The sequence below is a fragment of the Arthrobacter sp. MYb23 genome (assembly GCF_002979775.1).
Classification (GTDB): domain Bacteria; phylum Actinomycetota; class Actinomycetes; order Actinomycetales; family Micrococcaceae; genus Arthrobacter.
In genome coordinates, this window is sequence record NZ_PCPR01000012.1 from 39542 (window position 1) to 58310 (window position 18769).

Below are 18769 nucleotides of genomic sequence, written 5' to 3' on the forward strand. Positions count from 1 at the left end.
TCAGCCTAACTCCGCGTCGCCACGCGCCCCTTAGAAAACGCCGCTGGCCCCCAACAGGGTTCCGATCGAGAAGGTGGCGGCCAGGGCCAAAGCCCCGCCGAGCACTACCCTGACCGCTGCGCGGAAGCGGGAAGCGCCGCCGATCCATGCACCCACCGCACCGGTGATCGCCAAGGCCAGGAGGACTGCGATGAACGTCAGGGGAACCCGCATCCCGGGTGGAGGGAGCAACATGGCCAGCATGGGGAGGGCCGCTCCCAAGGTGAAGGCTATGGCGGAAGCGAAGGCTGCGTTCCACGGGCTGACGATGTCATCTTCATGGATGTTGAGCTCGGCTGAGAGGTGGGCAGCCAAGGCATCGTGTTCGGTGAGTTCCTGAGCCACTGTCCGGGCTGTCTTGGCGCTGAGCCCCTTGGACTCGTAAATGGCGGCCAACTCCTGAAGCTCATCTTCGGGTTGCTCCGCCAGTTCACGTTTTTCCTTTTCGATCAGCGCTTTCTGGGTGTCGCTCTGGCTGCTGACGGACACGTACTCGCCCAGGGCCATGGAAATGGCGCCACCCACCAGGCCGGCGGTGCCAGCTGAGAGGATAACCCCGGTGTTGGTGGTGGCACCGGCCACGCCCACCAAAATCGCAGCGACGGACACGATGCCGTCATTTGCACCCAGGACGCCGGCCCGCAACCAGTTCAACCGATGTGCAAGATCGTCCCGGTGGGGTTCATTCTCATGCGTAGTGGCAGTTTCCGTGGAGGCCATGCCTCAAGCCAAGCACTGGCGGACGGTCCTGACCAGCATGGATAGGCTCGCCTATCCGCCCTTGGAATCGGTCGTGGCGGCGGGCTTTGCGGTGGGCTTTGCGGTGGGCGTGGTGGTGGGCGTCGGCAGGGAAGGGAGCTCGCCGGCGTCGAGCATGAGTCCAGGCAGCGGAGGCAGGGGCGCGCCCCAGGCCGTGCTCCTGCGGGCAGCGGCCAAAAGGCCATCAATGGCCCACGTACGGGTCTCATCCGTGGATAAGGCCACGAGGTCACCGAATCGAGGCAGGGAGGCAAGTTCAAGGGAACCAAGGAATGTTGCCGGATCCTGGGTGAGCTGTTCCGGCACCCGGTAGCCCGCCTCGCTCGTAGGTACGTCTGCGCAGTTGGCGCTGGTGACTGATTCTGCTTGCCGCAGCAGCGCCTCGTGAACCTGCAAGTACTTGGCAGCGGCCGCCGACTTCGTCTCATTCAGCCTCTTCAGGGCCACTTGGTAAACGTAGACCGCTTGCTGTTGCGAGCGAACCACCGCAGCCAGAGCGGTGTCGGTGGTAGCGGACGTCGGTTCCGGAGTGGGGCTGGCCGAGGGACAGGAGGCTGCCAAAGCTGTTGCCGCAGGAGCCTTGGTTTCCAAGACCGTGGTCTGATCCGGCAAGGGCAGCTGCCACTCCGCAGCCAGCTTTTCGGCCTGAAGCACCTGCGCGGATCCGACGGCGGCAAGCAGGCGGGCAATCCCGCCGTCGGCCGTGCGGGCATCGGCCAGGCGCTTCCAGCCACTGCCGGCCAACCCCATCAGGAAAGAGCCGCGGCTGCTTGGTGCGGTTGTGGCCGTGGCCGCAGCGCCGGACGGGATGGCGCTGGAAGTCGCGCTGGATGTTGCGCTTGATGTTGCGCCGTGAGGGCCCAACAAGGCCTGGGCATGGGTTGTCAGCAAAGTCACAGCGTTGCCGAGCGCCGGCCTTTCGGCTTCGGGAGCCGCGGACTCCGTAAGCGTCGTGGCCGAATCCCGCAGCAGCAACGTGTCTTCCAACGCCGTCAAGCGTGCCGCTTCGGAGAACGAGACAGCCGGGGGAGTGCCGGAATCACGCGGAAGAAGGACCATTCCGGTGCCGGCAACAAGCAGTGCCACCACGGCAACCAGTAAAACCCGGCCCCAGGGTGGTGTTCGTCGTTTTTCGCTTGTTTCCCCGTTCACAACAGACCATGGTGTCACGTGGACGGGGAAGTCCGTGCACCATGTTCCCGGGAAAATCGTTAGGCTAGTAGTCACAACAACATCTATCGGGAGGCGGCGGGCAACGTGAGTGACTCGGAAGCCACGACTTCACAAGACCGTTCTGAATCGAACTCAACGGCCACCATCCACAACCCGGAAGAGAGCAGGCTCAAAGCGCTGCTTGAACCGGCCGTCCTTGCCAGCAGGCTCTACCTCGAGGATGTTTCCATCCACGTTGCCGGTTCACACCGCACGGTCCACGTCGTCGTGGACCTTCCTCAGGAAGAGACCGGAGGCGTCAGCCTGGACGCTATCGCGGAGGTCTCACGTGGACTGTCCGATATTTTGGACAACGATCCCCATGACGACGGCCGTCCCTACGACCTCGAGGTTTCTTCCCCGGGAGTAAGCCGCCCCCTGACCGAACCGCGTCACTGGCACCGCGCCCGCGGCCGCATGGTCAGGGTCAACGTCATCCAAGGCGACAACCTCCTGGGACGTATTGCCTCTGTGGGGGACGACGCCGTGACGCTCATCCCCGAGCATGAGGTCAAGAAGGGCATGAAGCCCAAGCAAGGCGAACCCACCACTATTCCTTTCGACAGGATCCGCCAAGGAAAAGTCGAGATTGAATTCAGCCACCTCCACGAGGCTGCGCTGGAAGACGAGCACAACGGACCTTCCGAGGAGGCCTAATGGATATTGACATGAGCGCACTGAGACTCCTGGAGCGTGAGCGTGAAATCCCGCTGGATCTCCTGATTCCCACCATCGAGCAAGCACTGCTGGTGGCGTACCACAAGACGCCCGGCGCCTTCGAAAAGGCCCGTGCGGAGTTGGACCGCAAGAGCGGTCACGTGACCATTTGGGCGACGGAAATCGACGACGACGGCGAGCCCATCGGCGAGTTCGAGGACACCCCGGCCGGTTTCGGCCGCATCGCTGCCAGCACAGCCCGCCAGATTATTCTGCAGCGCCTTCGCGATGTGGAAGATGACAACGTGCTGGGCGAATTCAAGGGCCGTGAAGGCGAGCTTGTGGCCGGCATGATCCAGCAGGGCAACAACCCGCACATGATTCAGGTCAACCTCGGATCTGTGGAAGCATTGCTGCCGCCGCCCGAGCAGGTACCGGGGGAGAAGTACCTCCACGGAAGCCGCTTGCGTGCGTTCGTGGTGGATGTACACCGCGGTACCAAGGGTCCCTCCATCACTTTGTCCCGTTCCCACCCCGGTCTGGTCCGCAAGCTGTTCGAAATGGAAGTTCCGGAAATCGCGGATCACTCTGTGGAGATCGTGGCACTGGCCCGCGAAGCCGGTCACCGCACCAAGATTGCCGTCAAGGCCAACACACCCGGCGTCAACGCAAAGGGTGCTTGCATCGGCGAGATGGGCTCCCGTGTCCGGGCCGTCATGACCGAACTCAACGACGAAAAGATCGACATCGTTGACTTCAGCGACGACCCCGCCACGTTCATCGCCAACTCGTTGTCGCCGTCGCGAGTGAATTCCGTCACAATCACGGACGAATCAACCCGCTCGGCCCGCGTCGTGGTGCCCGATTACCAGCTTTCACTGGCCATCGGCAAAGAAGGCCAGAACGCGCGGCTCGCAGCCAAGCTGACCGGTTGGCGCATCGATATCGTCTCGGACGCCGCTCCGGCCAAGACGGATTAGCGGTTGAACCGGCGGCCCCCGCCGCCGGTTCCGCGCCGCGCTGTCGGCGTCCTTGGTTTCGGGAGACCGGGGCCGGGGGGCTAGACTAGATGGAACCGGGCTTACGTCCGGTATCCGCGCGCTTTGGCGTGCCTCAGCTGCATGCGCAGGACCGGGGCCCGTCGGGTGCCAGTAGCGTAAGGCAGGTTGGACACGTCGTGGCTGAACTGCTTGAACACGGCCACGGGCCTGTTCGCACGTGCATCGGATGCCGGAAGCAAGGCTCCCGGTCCGAGCTTGTCCGGCTGGTCGCCCAAGGCAGCGGTTCTTCCGCTGTTCTGGTGGATGAACGACGCCGGATGGCCGGCAGGGGTGCGTGGCTGCACCCCAGCGAAAAGTGCTTGGCATTGGCGATCAAGCGGCGAGCTTTTGGAAGGGCCCTGGCGGGAGCTTCCAACGCAGACGCCGTGGAACGATACCTGATGCCCGGCACGCCACTTGTGGAGGCCCAGGCCACCGCAGGAAAACCGTCCAAACCTGAAAGCGGGTCAGAAAACTGATGGAAACCCGATGAGTTCCCAGCGATGAGTGCGTAACGATGACAACTTTGTTGCGCTCTGCAATGGGCCTTTCAATCGCGCAAGCGGCGAAGGCCCGCAGTAAGAAGTAGACGGTTCGTGCCTGGCTCGGTGCGGACCGAGACAGGAGAAATGTGGCCAAGGTCCGCGTACATGAGCTCGCCAAAGAGCTCGGTATTACTTCCAAAGATGCAGTAACCAAACTGCAGGAATTGGGCGAATTCGTTCGCTCCGCCTCATCAACAATTGAGGCCCCCGTCGTGAAGAAGCTTCGCGACGCCTACCCGGGTGCCGGCGCTGCCAAGGCCGCCGCTCCCGCAGCTGCTCCGGCGGCAAACCGCCCCGCAGCATCCCGTCCGGCCGCTCCGGCACCGGGACCTGCAGCTCCGAAGGCTCCGGCCCCGGCACCTGCAGCCCCCGCTCCGGCAGCTCCGGCAGCCGCTTCGCCAGCAGCACCTTCAGCACCTGCCCCGGCAGCCCCCGCTGCGCCTGCTGCATCCACCCCGGTTTCGGCAAAGCCCGGCGCCCGTCCTGCCCCCAAGGCAGAGACACCGGCTCCGGCACGCCAAGGTGGCCAGGCTCCGCGTCCGGGTGGTCCCCGTCCGGGCAACAACCCGTTTGCTACGTCCCAGGGCATGCCCCGTGGCCGTGGTGGCGACGGAGATCGTCCGCCGCGTCCGGGCAACAACCCGTTTGCACCGTCCCAGGGCATGCCCAGGGGCGAACGCCGCAATGACGGCGAACGCACCGGCGGTCCCCGTCCCGCAGCCGGTGCCGGTGGACCCCGTCCCGCAGCAGGTACTGGTGGTCCCCGTCCGGGCGCACCGCGTCCCGGTGCACCCCGTCCGGGCGCACCGCGTCCCGCCGGCGGCCCCGGTGCCGGAAACCGTCCTACTCCGGGCATGATGCCCAACCGCACTGAGCGTCCTGCTCCCGGTGGCGCAGGCCGTCCGGGTGGCGCAGGCCGCCCCGGTGGCGGACCGGGTCGTCCCGGTGGCGCACCTGGTGCAGGTACCGGTGGCGGAGCTCCCGCCGGCGGTGGCTTCGGCAAGGGTGGCCGCGGTCGCGGTGGCACCCAGGGTGCCTTCGGCAAGGGCGGCGCCGGTCGTGGCAAGCAGCGCAAGTCGAAGCGTGCCAAGCGCCAGGAACTGGAGCAGATGAGTGCTCCGTCGCTGGGCGGCGTATCGGTACCCCGCGGTGATGGCGAGACCATCATCCGCCTGCGTCGTGGCTCGTCCATCACGGACTTTGCCGAGAAGATCGATGCGAACCCCGCGTCGCTGGTGACCGTGCTGTTCCACCTCGGTGAAATGGCAACGGCAACGCAGTCCCTCGACGAAGACACCTTTGGCCTGCTTGGCGCCGAACTCGGCTACAAGCTGCAGGTTGTTTCCCCTGAGGATGAAGAGCGCGAGCTGCTGGATCAGTTCGACATCAACATCCAGGACGAACTCGACGCCGAAGGTGACGACGTTCTCGAGGCACGCGCACCGGTTGTTACCGTCATGGGTCACGTTGACCACGGTAAGACCCGCCTGTTGGACGCCATCCGCAACTCGAACGTTGTGGCCGGCGAGCACGGTGGCATCACCCAGCACATCGGTGCCTACCAGATCAGCCACGTCCACGAGGGCACGCCCCGCGACATCACCTTCATTGACACCCCCGGTCACGAGGCCTTCACGGCCATGCGTGCACGTGGTGCCAAGGTCACTGACATCGCGATCCTGGTTGTAGCAGCCGACGACGGCGTTATGCCGCAGACGGTGGAAGCACTCAACCACGCCCAGGCAGCCAACGTGCCGATCGTCGTCGCAGTGAACAAGATCGACAAGGAAGGCGCCAACCCTGACAAGGTCAAGGGCCAGCTGACCGAGTACGGCCTGGTTCCGGAAGAATACGGTGGCGACACCATGTTCGTTGAGGTCTCTGCACGCCAGAACCTCAACATCGACGCACTGATCGACGCCGTCCTGCTGACGGCCGATGCCGCCCTGGACCTGCGCGCCAACCCGGACAAGGACGCTCGAGGCATTGCCATCGAAGCGAACCTGGACAAGGGTCGCGGTGCTGTTGCCACCGTCCTGGTTCAGTCCGGAACCCTGGCAGTGGGCGACACGATCGTGGCCGGTACGGCTCACGGCCGCGTCCGCGCCATGTTCGACGAGAACGGCGAGGCACTCGATGTCGCACTGCCGTCCCGCCCGGTTCAGGTCCTCGGCCTGTCCAACGTGCCGCGTGCAGGTGACACCTTCCTGGTGACACCTGACGAGCGTACGGCCCGCCAGATCGCTGAGAAGCGTGAAGCTGCCGACCGCAACGCCGCACTGGCCAAGCGTCGCAAGCGCATCAGCCTGGAAGACTTCGACCAGGCCGTTGCCGAAGGCAAGATCGACACCCTCAACCTCATCCTCAAGGGTGACGTGTCCGGTGCTGTGGAAGCCCTCGAAGACGCCTTGCTCAAGATCGACGTCGGAGACGACGACGTTCAGCTTCGTGTCATCCACCGCGGTGTGGGTGCCATCACGCAGAACGACGTCAACCTCGCCACGGTGGACAACGCCATCATCATTGGCTTCAACGTCAAGCCGGCCGAGCGTGTTGCTGAACTGGCCGACCGTGAAGGCGTGGACATGCGCTTCTACTCGGTCATCTACGCAGCAATCGATGACATCGAGATGGCTCTCAAGGGCATGCTCAAGCCGGAATACGAAGAGGTCCAGCTCGGTACCGCCGAGGTTCGCGAAGTCTTCCGTTCTTCCAAGTTCGGAAACATCGCCGGCTCGATCGTGCGCACGGGCATCATCCGCCGTAACACCAAGGCACGTGTCAGCCGCGACGGCAAGGTCATCGGTGACAACCTCACCGTTGAGACGCTCAAGCGCTTCAAGGATGACGCCACTGAAGTCCGCACCGACTTCGAGTGTGGTATCGGTCTTGGCTCCTTCAATGACATTACTGAAGGCGACATCATCGAGACCTTCGAAATGCGCGAGAAGCCGCGCAGCTAGGTTCCGTTTGGGACGGGTCCGTCGGGTAACCCCGGCGGACCCGTTCCGTTCCCTTTTCTACTTTCCAGGAGGAAGTCATGGCTGATCCCGCACGCGCTGCCAAGCTGGCACAGCGGATAAAGGTGGTTGTTGCTGAGGCCCTCGGACGCCGGGTCAAGGATCCGCGCGTCGAGTCCATCACGGTCACCGACGCCCGCGTCACCAACGACCTTCAGCACGCCACCATCTACTACACCGTTTTTGGTGACGATGTAGCCCAGGCGGATGCCGCCAGGGCACTGGAGAAGGCCAAGGGTGTGCTGCGGCAGGAAGTGGGCCGCAACATCACGGTCCGCCTCACTCCCACCCTCGAGTTCGTGGCTGACCAGATCCCGGTCAACGCCTCCAACCTTGAAGAGCTGCTCCGTGAAGCCAAGCGTCGTGACGCAGAGGTAGCCGCTTTGGCCGCCAGCGCCAAGCACGCAGGCGAAGCTGACCCCTACAAGGGCGATGCCCCGGAGGATATCGACGAGGACGACTTCGACGAAGAGGACACTGACCTCTCCGGCGATAACGAGCTCGACGAAGACGCCAACCGCTAGAACCTCAGCGTTTTTGTACAGCTAATGCCCCTAAGACTGCGTTTTAGGGGCATTAGCTGTACTCAAACTCGTTAGGATCAGTGCATGTCGGCGCACAGTCCTCAGCAACGTGATGAATACCTGAACCAAGCCATCAAACTGGCCGTGCAGAACGTTTCCGACGGCGGCGGCCCGTTCGGTGCCGTTGTGGTCACCCCGGACGGAATCGTCCATGAGGGAGTGAACCGTGTGACGCGGGACCACGATCCCACGGCACATGCCGAAGTGGTGGCGATTCGTCGTGCCGCGGCTGCCACCAAGAGTTTCGACCTGACCGGTTCCGTCCTCTACGCGAGCTGCGAGCCGTGCCCGCTCTGCTTGTCCGCCACGCTCTGGGCGAGGATCGGGCGGGTCTACTTCGCGGCAGACCGGCACGGTGCGGCAAAGGCCGGCTTCGACGACGCCGTGTTCTATGAGTACTTCGCAGGCACCAGGCCGGAACTACTGCCAGTGGAGCATGCCGCGTTGGCCTCCTCAGATGAACCCTTCGAGGCCTGGCGGAACCACGTCCACCGGACGGCGTACTGAAGACCCGCGAAAACTAGAGCTTGGCTGGGAGGCGGCTGACGCCGTCGAGCAGGTCCTGTTGGCCACCGCAGAGGGCGATCCTGATCCATCCCTCACCAATCGACCCGAACGCCGTGCCGGGCGCGAACGACACGCCAGATTCCGCCAGGAACTTACGCACCCAGGTCCGGACGTCCCCGCCGCTCACGTGCGAGACGTCGGCCCACAGATAGAACGCTCCTTGAGCGCCCAGGAACGGGATTCCCTTGTCCGTCAGCAGCGCCGACGCTGCGTCCCGGTTACTTCGGTAGTGATCGCGTGCCTGGGAAACGTAGTCCTGTGGGCCCGTCAGCGCCGCCAGGGCAGCATACTGTGAAGGCGACGCTACGCAGGACACGATTGATTCCATCACGTTGTTCATCTTCTGTTCCAACCCCGGCGGGCAAATCAGCGCCCCGATCCGAAGCCCTGTGAGTCCGTAGGTCTTGGACAGCGTCAGGGACGTGAAGACCCGTGCTTCACCGGGGACTTCGCTGTCGAACCGGGCGGGACTGACGTGGGGGACATCGAAAGTGAAGGCTTCATAGCACTCGTCCGAGACGATCCAGAGGTCGTGCCGGACTGCCAGCTCCACCAGCTCGCGGGTGGCCTTTTCACTGATCACGGCACCCAGGGGATTGGAGGGGGAGTTCAACACGATCACGCGGGTCCGGGCTGTGATGAGGGCCTCGATGTCCTCTATGTGCGGCTGAAAGTCGTTCTCCGGATACAGCGGGTACCGAACCGGCACGGCGTGCAGGAGCCGGCTGGTCATGGCGAAAGTGGGGTAACCGGGGTTGGGAATAAGAATCTCATCGCCGGGGGAGAGGAGAAGGCTCATGGCAAAGTGCAGTCCCTGCTGGGCGCCGTCCACCACATAGACCCGTTCTGCGCCGAGCGTGAGGCTCTGCTGCTCCCGAAAGCGGGCGGCAAAGGCTTCCCGGAGCGCAGGAATCCCGGCGTTGGGTGTGTAGTTGGTCTCATCTCTGGCAAGGCAGGCAATACCGGCATCCAGGATGTGCCGTGGGAGGGCAAAGCCCGGTTCCCCGATGCTGAGCACGATTGCTCCGGGGGTGGACCAAGCGGCTTCGGTGATCTCGCGGATCTGGTTCACGGGGACGTCGCGGACGTGCGCGGCAAGCTCAGGCATGGGAGCCATCCTAGCCACCCATATACTGGTAAGCGTGCTTTCTGGACTGGTAATCGTTGACAAACCGCAGGGATGGACCAGCCATGATGTGGTTGGCCGGATGCGGCGGCTGGCCGGCACCCGGAAAGTGGGGCATGCGGGCACGCTTGATCCCATGGCGACCGGCGTGCTGGTGCTGGGCATCAACAAGGCAACGCGCTTGTTGACGTACATCGTGGGCACTTCCAAGACGTACACGGCCACCATCCGGTTGGGTGAAACCACCATCACCGACGACGCCGAAGGTGAGGTTACCCAGGCCCGCAACGCGGCGGACGTTACCGACCACGCCGTGGCCGCCGGTGTTGCCGCACTTACCGGGCCCATTCAGCAGGTCCCCAGCAGCGTGAGCGCCATCAAGGTCAACGGCGAACGCTCCTACGCCCGCGTCCGCTCTGGTGAAGAGGTCAAGCTCGCGGCCCGCCCGGTGACCATCCACCGCTTTGATATCCACTCCATCACCAGGATCGACGGCGGCAAGGTAGTTGACGTCGACGTCACCGTGGAATGTTCGTCCGGTACCTACATCAGGGCCTTGGCGCGGGACCTCGGCAACGCCCTGGACGTCGGGGGACACCTGACAGCCCTGCGCAGGACCCAGGTCGGACCGTATTCCCTTGATCAGGCCCGCACCTTGGAAGAACTGGCGGAAGAGCTCGAGGTCCTGGAGATGTCCTTGGCGGCACGTTCGCTGATGCCCAACCGGGAACTGAGCGAGGAAGAAACCACGGAGATCTCCTTCGGCCGCCGCATCGCAGCCGGACCGGGAGCAGGAACCCCGGACGCCGCCACGGCAGAGAATCCCGCTGCAGCGTTCGCGCCCTCAGGGGAGCTCGTGGCCCTGTTGGCGGATACCGGCAATTTCGCAAAACCCGTGCTGGTCTTTGCGCCGGGAACGGGAACCGGCGCAGCTGGGCAGAGCGCAGCCGGGCAGGCAAAATAGGCATGGACGGATACTTTTACGCCATCCTCATCGTCGGTTTGGTGTCCACCATCATGTGCATCGTGGCCGGTTTAATGAAGAAGGCCCCTAACGACCCCACCATCTTCTCGGTCCTCGCCGTTGAGCTGGCCTTGGTGGTGTATCTGGTGGGCTCGATCGTCCGGGTGGCCATGGGGGAGCAGATGGCCGGTGAAGCCTGGGAGTTCTGGGGCTACCTCATTGTTGCCATGATGATCCCGTTGGGGGCCGTCTATTGGGCCATTCTTGAACGAACCCACTGGAGTAACTTCGTCCTTGCGGCGGTGGGCGTTACGGCGCTGGTGATGGCCGCGCGCATGAATCAGATCTGGTACTGACCTTGAAGGAAGAACACAACGTGACTGGAACCGAGACCAACCCGGCTAACCGGCAGCCGCAGCCCAAGGACACCCGGAACACCGGGCCTGGGCGTTTGCTGATCGCGGTCTACGCCATTTTCGCGTTGTCGGCCACGGCCCGTGCCGGGTACCAGATCGCCACAAAGTTCGCCGAAGCGCCGTTGGCGCACATCCTCTCGGCCTTCGCCGCAGTCGTCTACATCGTGGCCACCATTTCGCTGGCGAAGCCCGGCCGGACCTGGTTCAAGGTTTCCCTGGCCGCTGTACTCACTGAGCTTGTTGGCGTGCTGGTGGTTGGTGCGATCAGCCTCTTTGATCCGGTTGCGTTCCCGCACGATACTGTGTGGTCCCTGTTCGGGCGCGGTTACGGCTTCGTCCCGTTGGTCCTGCCGATCCTGGGCCTTCTGTGGCTCAACAAACGCCGGCCGTCCTGAGTCAAACACCCTAGCGGGTAACCTTAGAATGTTCCGGTGCCGGGAGGTTGCCGGGCGGAACGAACATCTGCAGTAAAAGGCGAGGTTGATGGTCCACATCTGGAACGATCCCACCGAAGTCCCCAAGGACTTCGGACCTACTGTCGTTACCATCGGGAACTTTGACGGTGTCCATCGGGGCCATCAGCACGTCCTGGCGCAATTGACCGGCACGGCCAAGCGGCACAACATCCCGTCAGTGGCCGTGACTTTCGATCCCCACCCCGCCCAGGTGCACAGGCCGGATTCTGCTCCGGAGCTGATCATGGGGCTTCAGGACAAACTCGAAGCACTGGGCCACACCGGGGTGGATGCAGTGCTGGTGATGAAGTACACCCTCGACCTCGCCGCGATGACCCCGCTGGAATTCGTCCGTGAAATTCTCGTTGAGGGTTTGCACGCAGCGCACCTCGTCGTCGGACACGACCTCCGCTTCGGCGCCGGCAATGCAGGCGACGTCGTGACGATGCAGGAGCTGGGCGATCAGCTCGGCTTCGGGGTGCAGGTAGTCAATGAATACGGTGCGGGAGGCTTCCCTGTCCACGACGACGGCGATACCGACCGCCGCTGTTCCTCCACCTGGGTGAGGGAGGCTTTGAGCGAAGGCGACGTCGTGACTGCTGCTGCAGTGTTGGGCCGCCCCCACCGAATGCGGGGGGAAGTGGTGCACGGAGCTGCCCGCGGGCGGGATCTCGGTTTCCCCACGGCAAACCTGGCCCATGATTCCACCGGTTATGTGCCGGCGGATGGCATCTATGCGGGGTGGCTGATCGACCAAGCCGGCACGCGCTGGCCCGCCGCCATTTCTGTTGGTTCCAACCCCACCTTTGACGGCGTCAGCCGACAGGTGGAGGCGCACGTGATCGATCGCCCCGAAGAGAACGTGGAGGACTTCGACCTCTACGGGCAAAACGTTGCCGTTGAATTTACGCAGCGCCTCCGAGGCATGGTGGCCTACCGTGGGCCTGAGGCGCTGGTCGAACAAATGTGCCTCGACGTAGCCCAAGCGCACGAGCTGCTGACCCGGCGCCAGGGGCATTTCGACAACACTGCTGACGTGCCGGTAAACTGATAACTGGATCCGGCTGCAGTCCGTGGTGGCTGGACCTGTTTTTGTGTGCGGCAACGTACCAAAGGCAACCCGTCAGCGAGGCGCTGCACCGGGAGGCACGGCACAACTCTAGGAGTTCACGTGGCACTTGACGCCGCTGTAAAGCAGTCCATCATCAAGGAATACGCAACCTCTGAAGGCGACACCGGTTCGCCCGAGGTTCAGGTTGCAGTCCTGACTCAGCGGATCAAGGATCTGACTGAGCACATGAAGGAGCACAAGCACGACTTCCACACCCAGCGCGGTCTGCTGGCCATGGTTGGTCGTCGCAAGCGCATGCTTTCCTACCTGAAGAACACTGACATCGCCCGCTACCGTGCGCTCATCGAGCGTCTCGGCCTGCGCCGCTAGTCTGCCTTTAGGGGCGGCCCGCTCCTTTCCGGAACGGGCCGCCTTCTTCACCAACAACTAAAAACAGGAATCAACCGCATCGCGCATTCGCGGTCCTCGGTAGTGATTCCCGGGAGAACCACCTGTGATGATGGCGCCCGTGGATCTCGATCGATGACCGGGTGTAGTACAGGCCAGAAAAAAAGAAGAGGCCTGGGTTGATGCGGCGGACTTCCGCTAACAGAAACGGAGGTGACTCTCTATGGAGGGTCCCGAAATCCAGTTCTCCGAAGCCATTATTGACAACGGTCGTTTCGGCAAGCGAGTCATTCGCTTCGAAACCGGCCGCCTTGCCAAGCAGGCAGCCGGCGCGTCGATGGTCTACATCGACGAAGACACCGCACTGCTCTCGGCAACCACCGCAGGCAAGCAGCCGCGCGAAGGTTTCGACTTCTTCCCGCTGACGGTTGATGTTGAAGAGCGTATGTACGCTGCCGGCCGCATCCCGGGTTCGTTCTTCCGCCGCGAAGGCCGTCCCTCCACGGAAGCCATCCTGGCTTGCCGCCTGATGGACCGCCCGTTGCGCCCCGCCTTCGTGAAGGGCCTCCGCAACGAGGTCCAGATCGTCGTTACTGTTCTGGCGATCAACCCCGATGAGCTCTACGACGTCGTCGCCATCAACGCGTCCTCAATGTCCACGCAGCTTTCCGGCCTCCCGTTCTCCGGCCCGATCGGTGGCGTCCGCGTCGCCCTCATCGCCGACGAACAGGGTTCACAGTGGGTTGCTTTCCCCAAGCATTCCCAGCTTGAGAACGCCGTCTTCAACATGGTTGTAGCCGGCCGCATCACCGGCGACGACGTCGCCATCATGATGGTTGAAGCCGAAGCCACGGACAACTCCTGGAACCTCATCAAGGAACAGGGCGCCACGGCTCCCACCGAAGAAGTTGTTTCCGAGGGCCTCGAGGCTGCCAAGCCGTTCATCAAGGCACTCTGTGAAGCACAGGCAGACCTGGCAGCACGCGCAGCCAAGCCCACTGTCGAGTTCCCGGTGTTCCTGGACTACAAGGACGACGTCTACGCCGCTGTTGAAGCCGCTGCCGCTGACAAGCTGGCAGCTGTCTTCCAGATCGCTGACAAGCAGGACCGCGACAACGCTTCCGACGAGCTCAAGGACGAAGTCCTGGGCGCACTTGCCGGCCAGTTCGAAGGCCGCGAGAAGGAACTGTCCGCAGCGTTCCGCTCGGTCACAAAGCAGGTTGTGCGCCAGCGCATCCTCAAGGACCAGATCCGCATCGACGGCCGTGGCCTGACGGACATCCGCCAGCTCACCGCCGAGGTAGAGGTTCTTCCCCGCGTCCACGGTTCGGCCATCTTCGAGCGCGGCGAGACCCAGATCATGGGTGTCACCACGCTGAACATGCTCAAGATGGAACAGCAGATTGACTCGTTGTCGCCGGTGACGCGCAAGCGCTACATGCACAACTACAACTTCCCGCCGTACTCCACCGGTGAGACCGGCCGCGTCGGTTCCCCGAAGCGCCGCGAAATCGGCCACGGTGCTCTCGCAGAGCGTGCCCTGGTTCCGGTTCTGCCCACCCGTGAAGAGTTCCCGTACGCCATCCGCCAGGTATCCGAGGCGCTCAGCTCCAACGGTTCCACGTCCATGGGCTCGGTCTGTGCTTCCACCCTTTCCATGCTCAACGCCGGTGTGCCGCTGAAGGCCGCTGTTGCCGGTATCGCCATGGGCTTGGTTTCCGACCAGGTTGACGGTCAGACCCGCTACGCAGCGCTGACCGACATCCTCGGCGCCGAAGACGCCTTCGGTGACATGGACTTCAAGGTTGCCGGTACGTCCGAGTTCGTTACGGCCATCCAGCTGGACACCAAGCTCGACGGCATCCCCGCTTCCGTGCTGGCAGCAGCACTGAAGCAGGCCCGCGAAGCACGCCTCCACATCCTCGAGGTCATCAACGCAGCGATCGACACCCCGGATGAGCTCTCCGAGTTCGCCCCGCGCGTCATCGCCGTCAAGATCCCCGTGGACAAGATCGGCGAGGTCATTGGCCCCAAGGGCAAGATGATCAACCAGATCCAGGAAGACACGGGCGCGGACATCTCCATCGAAGATGACGGCACTGTCTACATCGGCGCCACCAACGGTCCGTCTGCCGATGCAGCACGTTCCGCGATCAACGCCATCGCCAACCCGCAGGTGCCGGAAATCGGTGAGCGCTACCTGGGTACGGTCGTCAAGACCACCACCTTCGGTGCTTTCGTTTCCCTCACCCCGGGCAAGGACGGCCTGCTGCACATCTCCGAGCTCCGCAAGCTGGCCAACGGCAAGCGCGTGGACAACGTTGATGACGTCGTTTCCGTGGGCCAGAAGGTCCAGGTGGAGATCACCAAGATCGACGACCGCGGAAAGCTCTCCCTCTCCCCGGTTGTTGCCGAGGAAGAAGGCGCAGCCTCAGAGGACGCTCCGGCCGAGGCCGCTGAAGAGTCCGCAGAGTAGTCTGTAAGCATTACACCCGGCAGGGCCGGTGGGCTTGAAAGAGCTCCACCGGCCCTTCCGGCCTTAACCCTGAAACCTGAAACCTGAAAGGCCTTGATGACTGTCGTACCCTTGCCGCTGGTGCAAACACTTCCCGGTGGCGAATTGATCCATGGTGCCGAGGGCGGTTCCGTCGTACGGCGCTCGGTCCTTCCCGGCGGAGTGCGCGTCCTGACCGAGGCGATGCCCGGCCAGCGTTCGGCCACCATTGGTTTCTGGGTGGCAGTGGGTTCGCGCGATGAAGCGGACGGCCAGCACGGTTCCACACACTTCCTTGAGCACCTGCTGTTCAAGGGCACCAAACGCCGCACGGCCCTGGAGATCGCGTCCGCGTTCGACGAAGTGGGCGGCGAGTCCAATGCGGCGACAGCCAAGGAAAGCACCTGCTACTTCGCCCGCGTCCTGGACACGGACCTCCCCATGGCTATTGATGTCATCGCCGACATGATCACGGGCGCGGTCCTTGATCCCGCCGAATTGGAGCAGGAACGCGACGTCATTCTGGAAGAAATCGCCATGGACAGCGACGACCCCACGGACGTGGCCCATGAGAAGTTCGTGGCTGCCGTCCTCGGCAACCACCCGCTGGCGCGCCCCATTGGGGGAACGCCCGATGCCATCAAAGCAGTGGCAAGGGACTCGGTGTGGTCGCACTATCAGCGCTACTACCGCCCGGAGGAACTGGTCATCACCGCTGCCGGCGGGCTGGATCACGATGTCGTCTGCCAACTCGTTCTGGATGCCCTGAAGGCTGCCGGATGGCAGCTCGACGCCGAAGCCGCGCCGGTAAACCGCCGGGGTACTGAACGAGCCGTCATCACAGGCACGTCCGGACTGCATGTGGTCAAGCGTCCCGTGGAGCAGGCCAACATCATCATGGGTTGCCCCACGATCGTGGCTACCGACGACCGCCGGTTTGTCATGAGCGTTCTGAATGCCGTACTGGGCGGTGGCATGTCCTCACGCCTGTTCCAGGAAATCCGTGAGAAGCGCGGGCTGGTGTACTCCACGTACTCGTTCACCGCAGCGTATGCGGACGCCGGGTACTTCGGGATGTACGCCGGATGCACGCCTTCCAAGGTCCGCCAGGTGTTGGAACTCCTGGGCCTTGAACTGGACAAGCTGGCCAAGGAAGGCATCACTGACGAAGAGCTCCGGAAAGCTGTGGGTCAGCTCAGCGGTGGGATTGTTCTCGCGCTTGAGGACACAGGCTCGCGGATGTCGCGGCTTGGCCGGGCGGAATTGGTGTCCGGGGAGTTCCAGGACATCGACGAGACCCTGGCCCGCATCAAGGCTGTCACGGTGGAGGACGTTCAAGACCTTGCCCGTGAACTCGCAGCGGCGCCCCGCACCATCACCGTTGTTGGTCCGTTCGAGGAAACCGAGACCTTCGGCCTTTAGGTTCCCGTCCGGAATCTCTGGACTCCCGCACTGTCAACAGGGCAGCATGATCACACGATCATGCTGCCCTGACTACTTTTGGAGACCTGATGGATGTGCCCCCAAGCGGCCACGCCGCCGAGATGCTGCGGGATTTCCTGGGTCATTGGCGGGGGATCACGGAGATCGCCGCGTCACCGTGGGGAACTGCGCGGACTGCTGAGGCCGAAGCGGTGTTCACCAAGGCGGCGGGCGGATATGCCGTGGTTCAGAGCTACCGGCACCGCGAAGCAGACGGCACGCATTTCGAAGGCCATGGAATGTTCACCGTGGATCGGGACCACGGCGACACGCTGTGGTACTACGTGGACAGCATGGGGCGGCCGCCGGCCAGCCCGGTCCGGGGGAGCTGGCATGCGGGTACGTTGACTCTGGACCGGAGAACTGCCGACGGCGTGGCCCGGCATACGTTCCGGGTTGAGGACGGCGTCCTGGTGCACACGGCAGACCTGAAGCGTGAGGGAACGGCCGGGTACAGCCCGTTGCTGAAGAGCGTGTTCAGGAAGGCCTGAGTTTCATCCCCCGGCGAAGGGCGGCAGGACGTCAATCACGTCATCATTTCCCAGGGGAGCCGTGCGGTCACGCACGGCAACCTCGTTGCGGAGGAAACTGCTGCGCGCCACGATCCTGGCCAGTGTTGGAGTACCTTCGGGAGGCACCGGACGTTCGACGGCGAGGGCAGCTTCCAGCAGGGCCTCGAGGCTGGTGCCTTCCGGGAGGACATGACGTTCTTCTTCGACCCCGGCGGCCGCGCGCGCGGCAGCGAAGTAACGGACAAGCAAGGGTTCAGCCTCCGATTGCGCTCATGCTGCGGTCCGGCTGGACGAAGTCCGCTGCGCCGAGACCGGTGTGATCCATGCCGTGGGCTTTGGGCTTGACCCACATGGCGTCTTGCCACCGCGATGCCAGTTGGTCATCCGTGGCACCTTCACGAAGGAGTCCCAGGAGATCGAACTCTTCGCGGGAGAAGAGACAGCTCATGATCTTGCCCTCCGCAGTAATGCGGGTGCGGCGGCAATCCGAGCAGAACGGCTCCGTGACTGAGGCGATGATGCCGACTGTACCGAGGACCGGGCCGGTGGCATCCCCGGTTGCCGTGTCACGGCGTCGTACTTCAAAACGTTCGGCGGGGGCGCCGTCCCTCTCGCGCGGGTCCGTGCCCAACACAAAGTCGCGGGAGAGCAGTTCACGAATCTCGGCGGCCGTGATCATGTTCCGCCGGGTCCACCCGTGGTCCGCGTCGAGGGGCATTTGTTCTATGAAACGAAGTTCGTAGCCACGGCCCAGTGCCCACTCCAGCAGATCCGGTGATTCGGCGTCGTTGATGCCGCGCATGAGCACTGCGTTCAGTTTCACCGGGCCCAGCCCGGCTGCCCAAGCGGCATCCACGCCGGCCAGGACGCGGTTCAGGAAGGGACGGCGGGTGAGCTTGGTGAAGGTCTCCTCGTGGAGGGAATCGAGCGAGACGTTGATCCGGGTGAGGCCGGCGGCCTTCAGGGCTGCGGCCTTCTTATCCAGCCCCACACCATTGGTGGTCATGGAGATGGGGAGGTCCGGGTGATCGGCCCGGATACCGGAAATAATGTCCACCAGGTCAGCGCGTACCAAGGGCTCACCGCCGGTGAGCCGGAGCTCCCGTACGCCCAGGGAATTGACGCCGATGCGGACGAGGCGCACAATCTCGTCCTTGGTCATCACGGCTTGTTTCGAGAGCCATTCCAGTCCCTCGGCAGGCATGCAGTAAGTGCAGCGAAGGTTGCACTTGTCCGTCAGGGACAGACGCATATCCGTTGCTCGCCTGCCATAGCGGTCCCACAGTCCGGTGGGCGTGCCTGCTGGACGTGGAGGCGGACTTGCCACGCCGCTTTCCGTGCTGCCTGTGGCACCGCCCGAAGGGGGCACCGGCATGCCTAGCTGAACACTCATAAATTCAGGCTACGCCACCATGGCTGGATCAGTGACACCGGTTAC

19 protein-coding genes are annotated in these 18769 nt (G+C 63.5%); 14 read left to right on the forward strand and 5 right to left on the reverse strand.

Annotated features, from left to right (window positions below):
* Positions 1–30: 30 nt before the first annotated feature.
* Entirely contained in the window at positions 31–759 is a 729-nt protein-coding gene (locus CQ020_RS13475; RefSeq protein WP_105692309.1) for a VIT family protein, read from the reverse strand.
* A gap of 51 nt (positions 760–810) precedes the next feature.
* Positions 811–1950 (reverse strand): ferritin-like domain-containing protein, encoded by a 1140-nt coding sequence (locus CQ020_RS13480; RefSeq protein ID WP_258141879.1) that lies wholly within the window; start codon positions 1948–1950, stop codon positions 811–813.
* Positions 1951–2055: 105 nt separating this feature from the next.
* Between CQ020_RS13480 and rimP the strand changes: the two genes are divergently transcribed.
* The 6 genes from rimP (at position 2056) to CQ020_RS13510 (ending at position 8363) form a co-directional block, all read left to right on the forward strand.
* Positions 2056–2667: a ribosome maturation factor RimP gene (gene rimP / locus CQ020_RS13485; RefSeq protein WP_024820329.1), complete on the forward strand. Its 612-nt coding sequence runs from the start codon at positions 2056–2058 to the stop codon at positions 2665–2667.
* Positions 2667–3647, forward strand: a complete 981-nt coding sequence (gene nusA / locus CQ020_RS13490; protein ID WP_105692311.1) for a transcription termination factor NusA — start codon at positions 2667–2669, stop codon at positions 3645–3647. Before rimP ends, nusA begins: the two co-directional genes overlap by 1 nt.
* A 197-nt stretch (positions 3648–3844) precedes the next feature.
* Positions 3845–4186, forward strand: coding sequence for a YlxR family protein (locus CQ020_RS13495; protein WP_258141880.1), 342 nt, complete (start codon positions 3845–3847; stop codon positions 4184–4186).
* Positions 4187–4338: 152 nt separating this feature from the next.
* Positions 4339–7215, forward strand: coding sequence for a translation initiation factor IF-2 (gene infB, locus CQ020_RS13500; protein ID WP_105692313.1), 2877 nt, complete (start codon positions 4339–4341; stop codon positions 7213–7215).
* 77 nt (positions 7216–7292) lie between these two features.
* Positions 7293–7796: a 30S ribosome-binding factor RbfA gene (rbfA, locus tag CQ020_RS13505; protein WP_062067557.1), complete on the forward strand. Its 504-nt coding sequence runs from the start codon at positions 7293–7295 to the stop codon at positions 7794–7796.
* An 84-nt stretch (positions 7797–7880) separates the two neighbouring features.
* Positions 7881–8363 carry a nucleoside deaminase gene (locus CQ020_RS13510; RefSeq protein WP_105692314.1) on the forward strand — a complete coding sequence of 161 codons (483 nt, stop codon included), beginning with the start codon at positions 7881–7883 and terminating at the stop codon, positions 8361–8363.
* A gap of 13 nt (positions 8364–8376) precedes the next feature.
* Here the strand turns inward: CQ020_RS13510 and CQ020_RS13515 are convergent, their stop codons facing one another.
* Positions 8377–9531, reverse strand: coding sequence for a pyridoxal phosphate-dependent aminotransferase (locus CQ020_RS13515; RefSeq protein WP_181151878.1), 1155 nt, complete (start codon positions 9529–9531; stop codon positions 8377–8379).
* A gap of 34 nt (positions 9532–9565) precedes the next feature.
* Between CQ020_RS13515 and truB the strand changes: the two genes are divergently transcribed.
* The 8 genes from truB to CQ020_RS13555 all read left to right on the forward strand — a co-directional run bounded on the left by truB (position 9566) and on the right by CQ020_RS13555 (position 17310).
* Positions 9566–10513, forward strand: a complete 948-nt coding sequence (gene truB / locus CQ020_RS13520) for a tRNA pseudouridine(55) synthase TruB (protein ID WP_181151879.1) — start codon at positions 9566–9568, stop codon at positions 10511–10513.
* 2 nt (positions 10514–10515) lie between these two features.
* On the forward strand, positions 10516–10869 hold the full coding sequence (locus CQ020_RS13525; protein ID WP_024820337.1) for a hypothetical protein: 354 nt from the start codon (positions 10516–10518) through the stop codon (positions 10867–10869).
* Between the two features lie 2 nt (positions 10870–10871).
* Entirely contained in the window at positions 10872–11324 is a 453-nt protein-coding gene (locus CQ020_RS13530; protein ID WP_105692316.1) for a hypothetical protein, read from the forward strand.
* Positions 11325–11412: 88 nt separating this feature from the next.
* Positions 11413–12435, forward strand: coding sequence for a bifunctional riboflavin kinase/FAD synthetase (locus CQ020_RS13535; RefSeq protein WP_105692317.1), 1023 nt, complete (start codon positions 11413–11415; stop codon positions 12433–12435).
* Between the two features lie 120 nt (positions 12436–12555).
* Positions 12556–12825, forward strand: a complete 270-nt coding sequence (gene rpsO, locus CQ020_RS13540) for a 30S ribosomal protein S15 (protein ID WP_017198030.1) — start codon at positions 12556–12558, stop codon at positions 12823–12825.
* A gap of 241 nt (positions 12826–13066) precedes the next feature.
* On the forward strand, positions 13067–15319 hold the full coding sequence (locus CQ020_RS13545) for a polyribonucleotide nucleotidyltransferase (protein ID WP_105692318.1): 2253 nt from the start codon (positions 13067–13069) through the stop codon (positions 15317–15319).
* Positions 15320–15415: 96 nt separating this feature from the next.
* Complete coding sequence (locus CQ020_RS13550; RefSeq protein WP_105692319.1) at positions 15416–16759, forward strand: pitrilysin family protein; 1344 nt, start codon at positions 15416–15418, stop codon at positions 16757–16759.
* 89 nt (positions 16760–16848) lie between these two features.
* Positions 16849–17310: a DUF1579 family protein gene (locus CQ020_RS13555; protein ID WP_105692320.1), complete on the forward strand. Its 462-nt coding sequence runs from the start codon at positions 16849–16851 to the stop codon at positions 17308–17310.
* Between the two features lie 3 nt (positions 17311–17313).
* Here CQ020_RS13555 and CQ020_RS13560 read toward each other — a convergent pair whose 3' ends face one another.
* Both CQ020_RS13560 and moaA read right to left on the reverse strand, forming a co-directional pair.
* A complete protein-coding gene (locus CQ020_RS13560; protein ID WP_105692321.1) occupies positions 17314–17580 on the reverse strand; it encodes a MoaD/ThiS family protein in 267 nt (88 codons plus the stop codon).
* A 4-nt stretch (positions 17581–17584) separates the two neighbouring features.
* Entirely contained in the window at positions 17585–18724 is a 1140-nt protein-coding gene (moaA, locus tag CQ020_RS13565) for a GTP 3',8-cyclase MoaA (RefSeq protein WP_105692322.1), read from the reverse strand.
* Between the last annotated feature and the right edge of the window lie 45 nt (positions 18725–18769).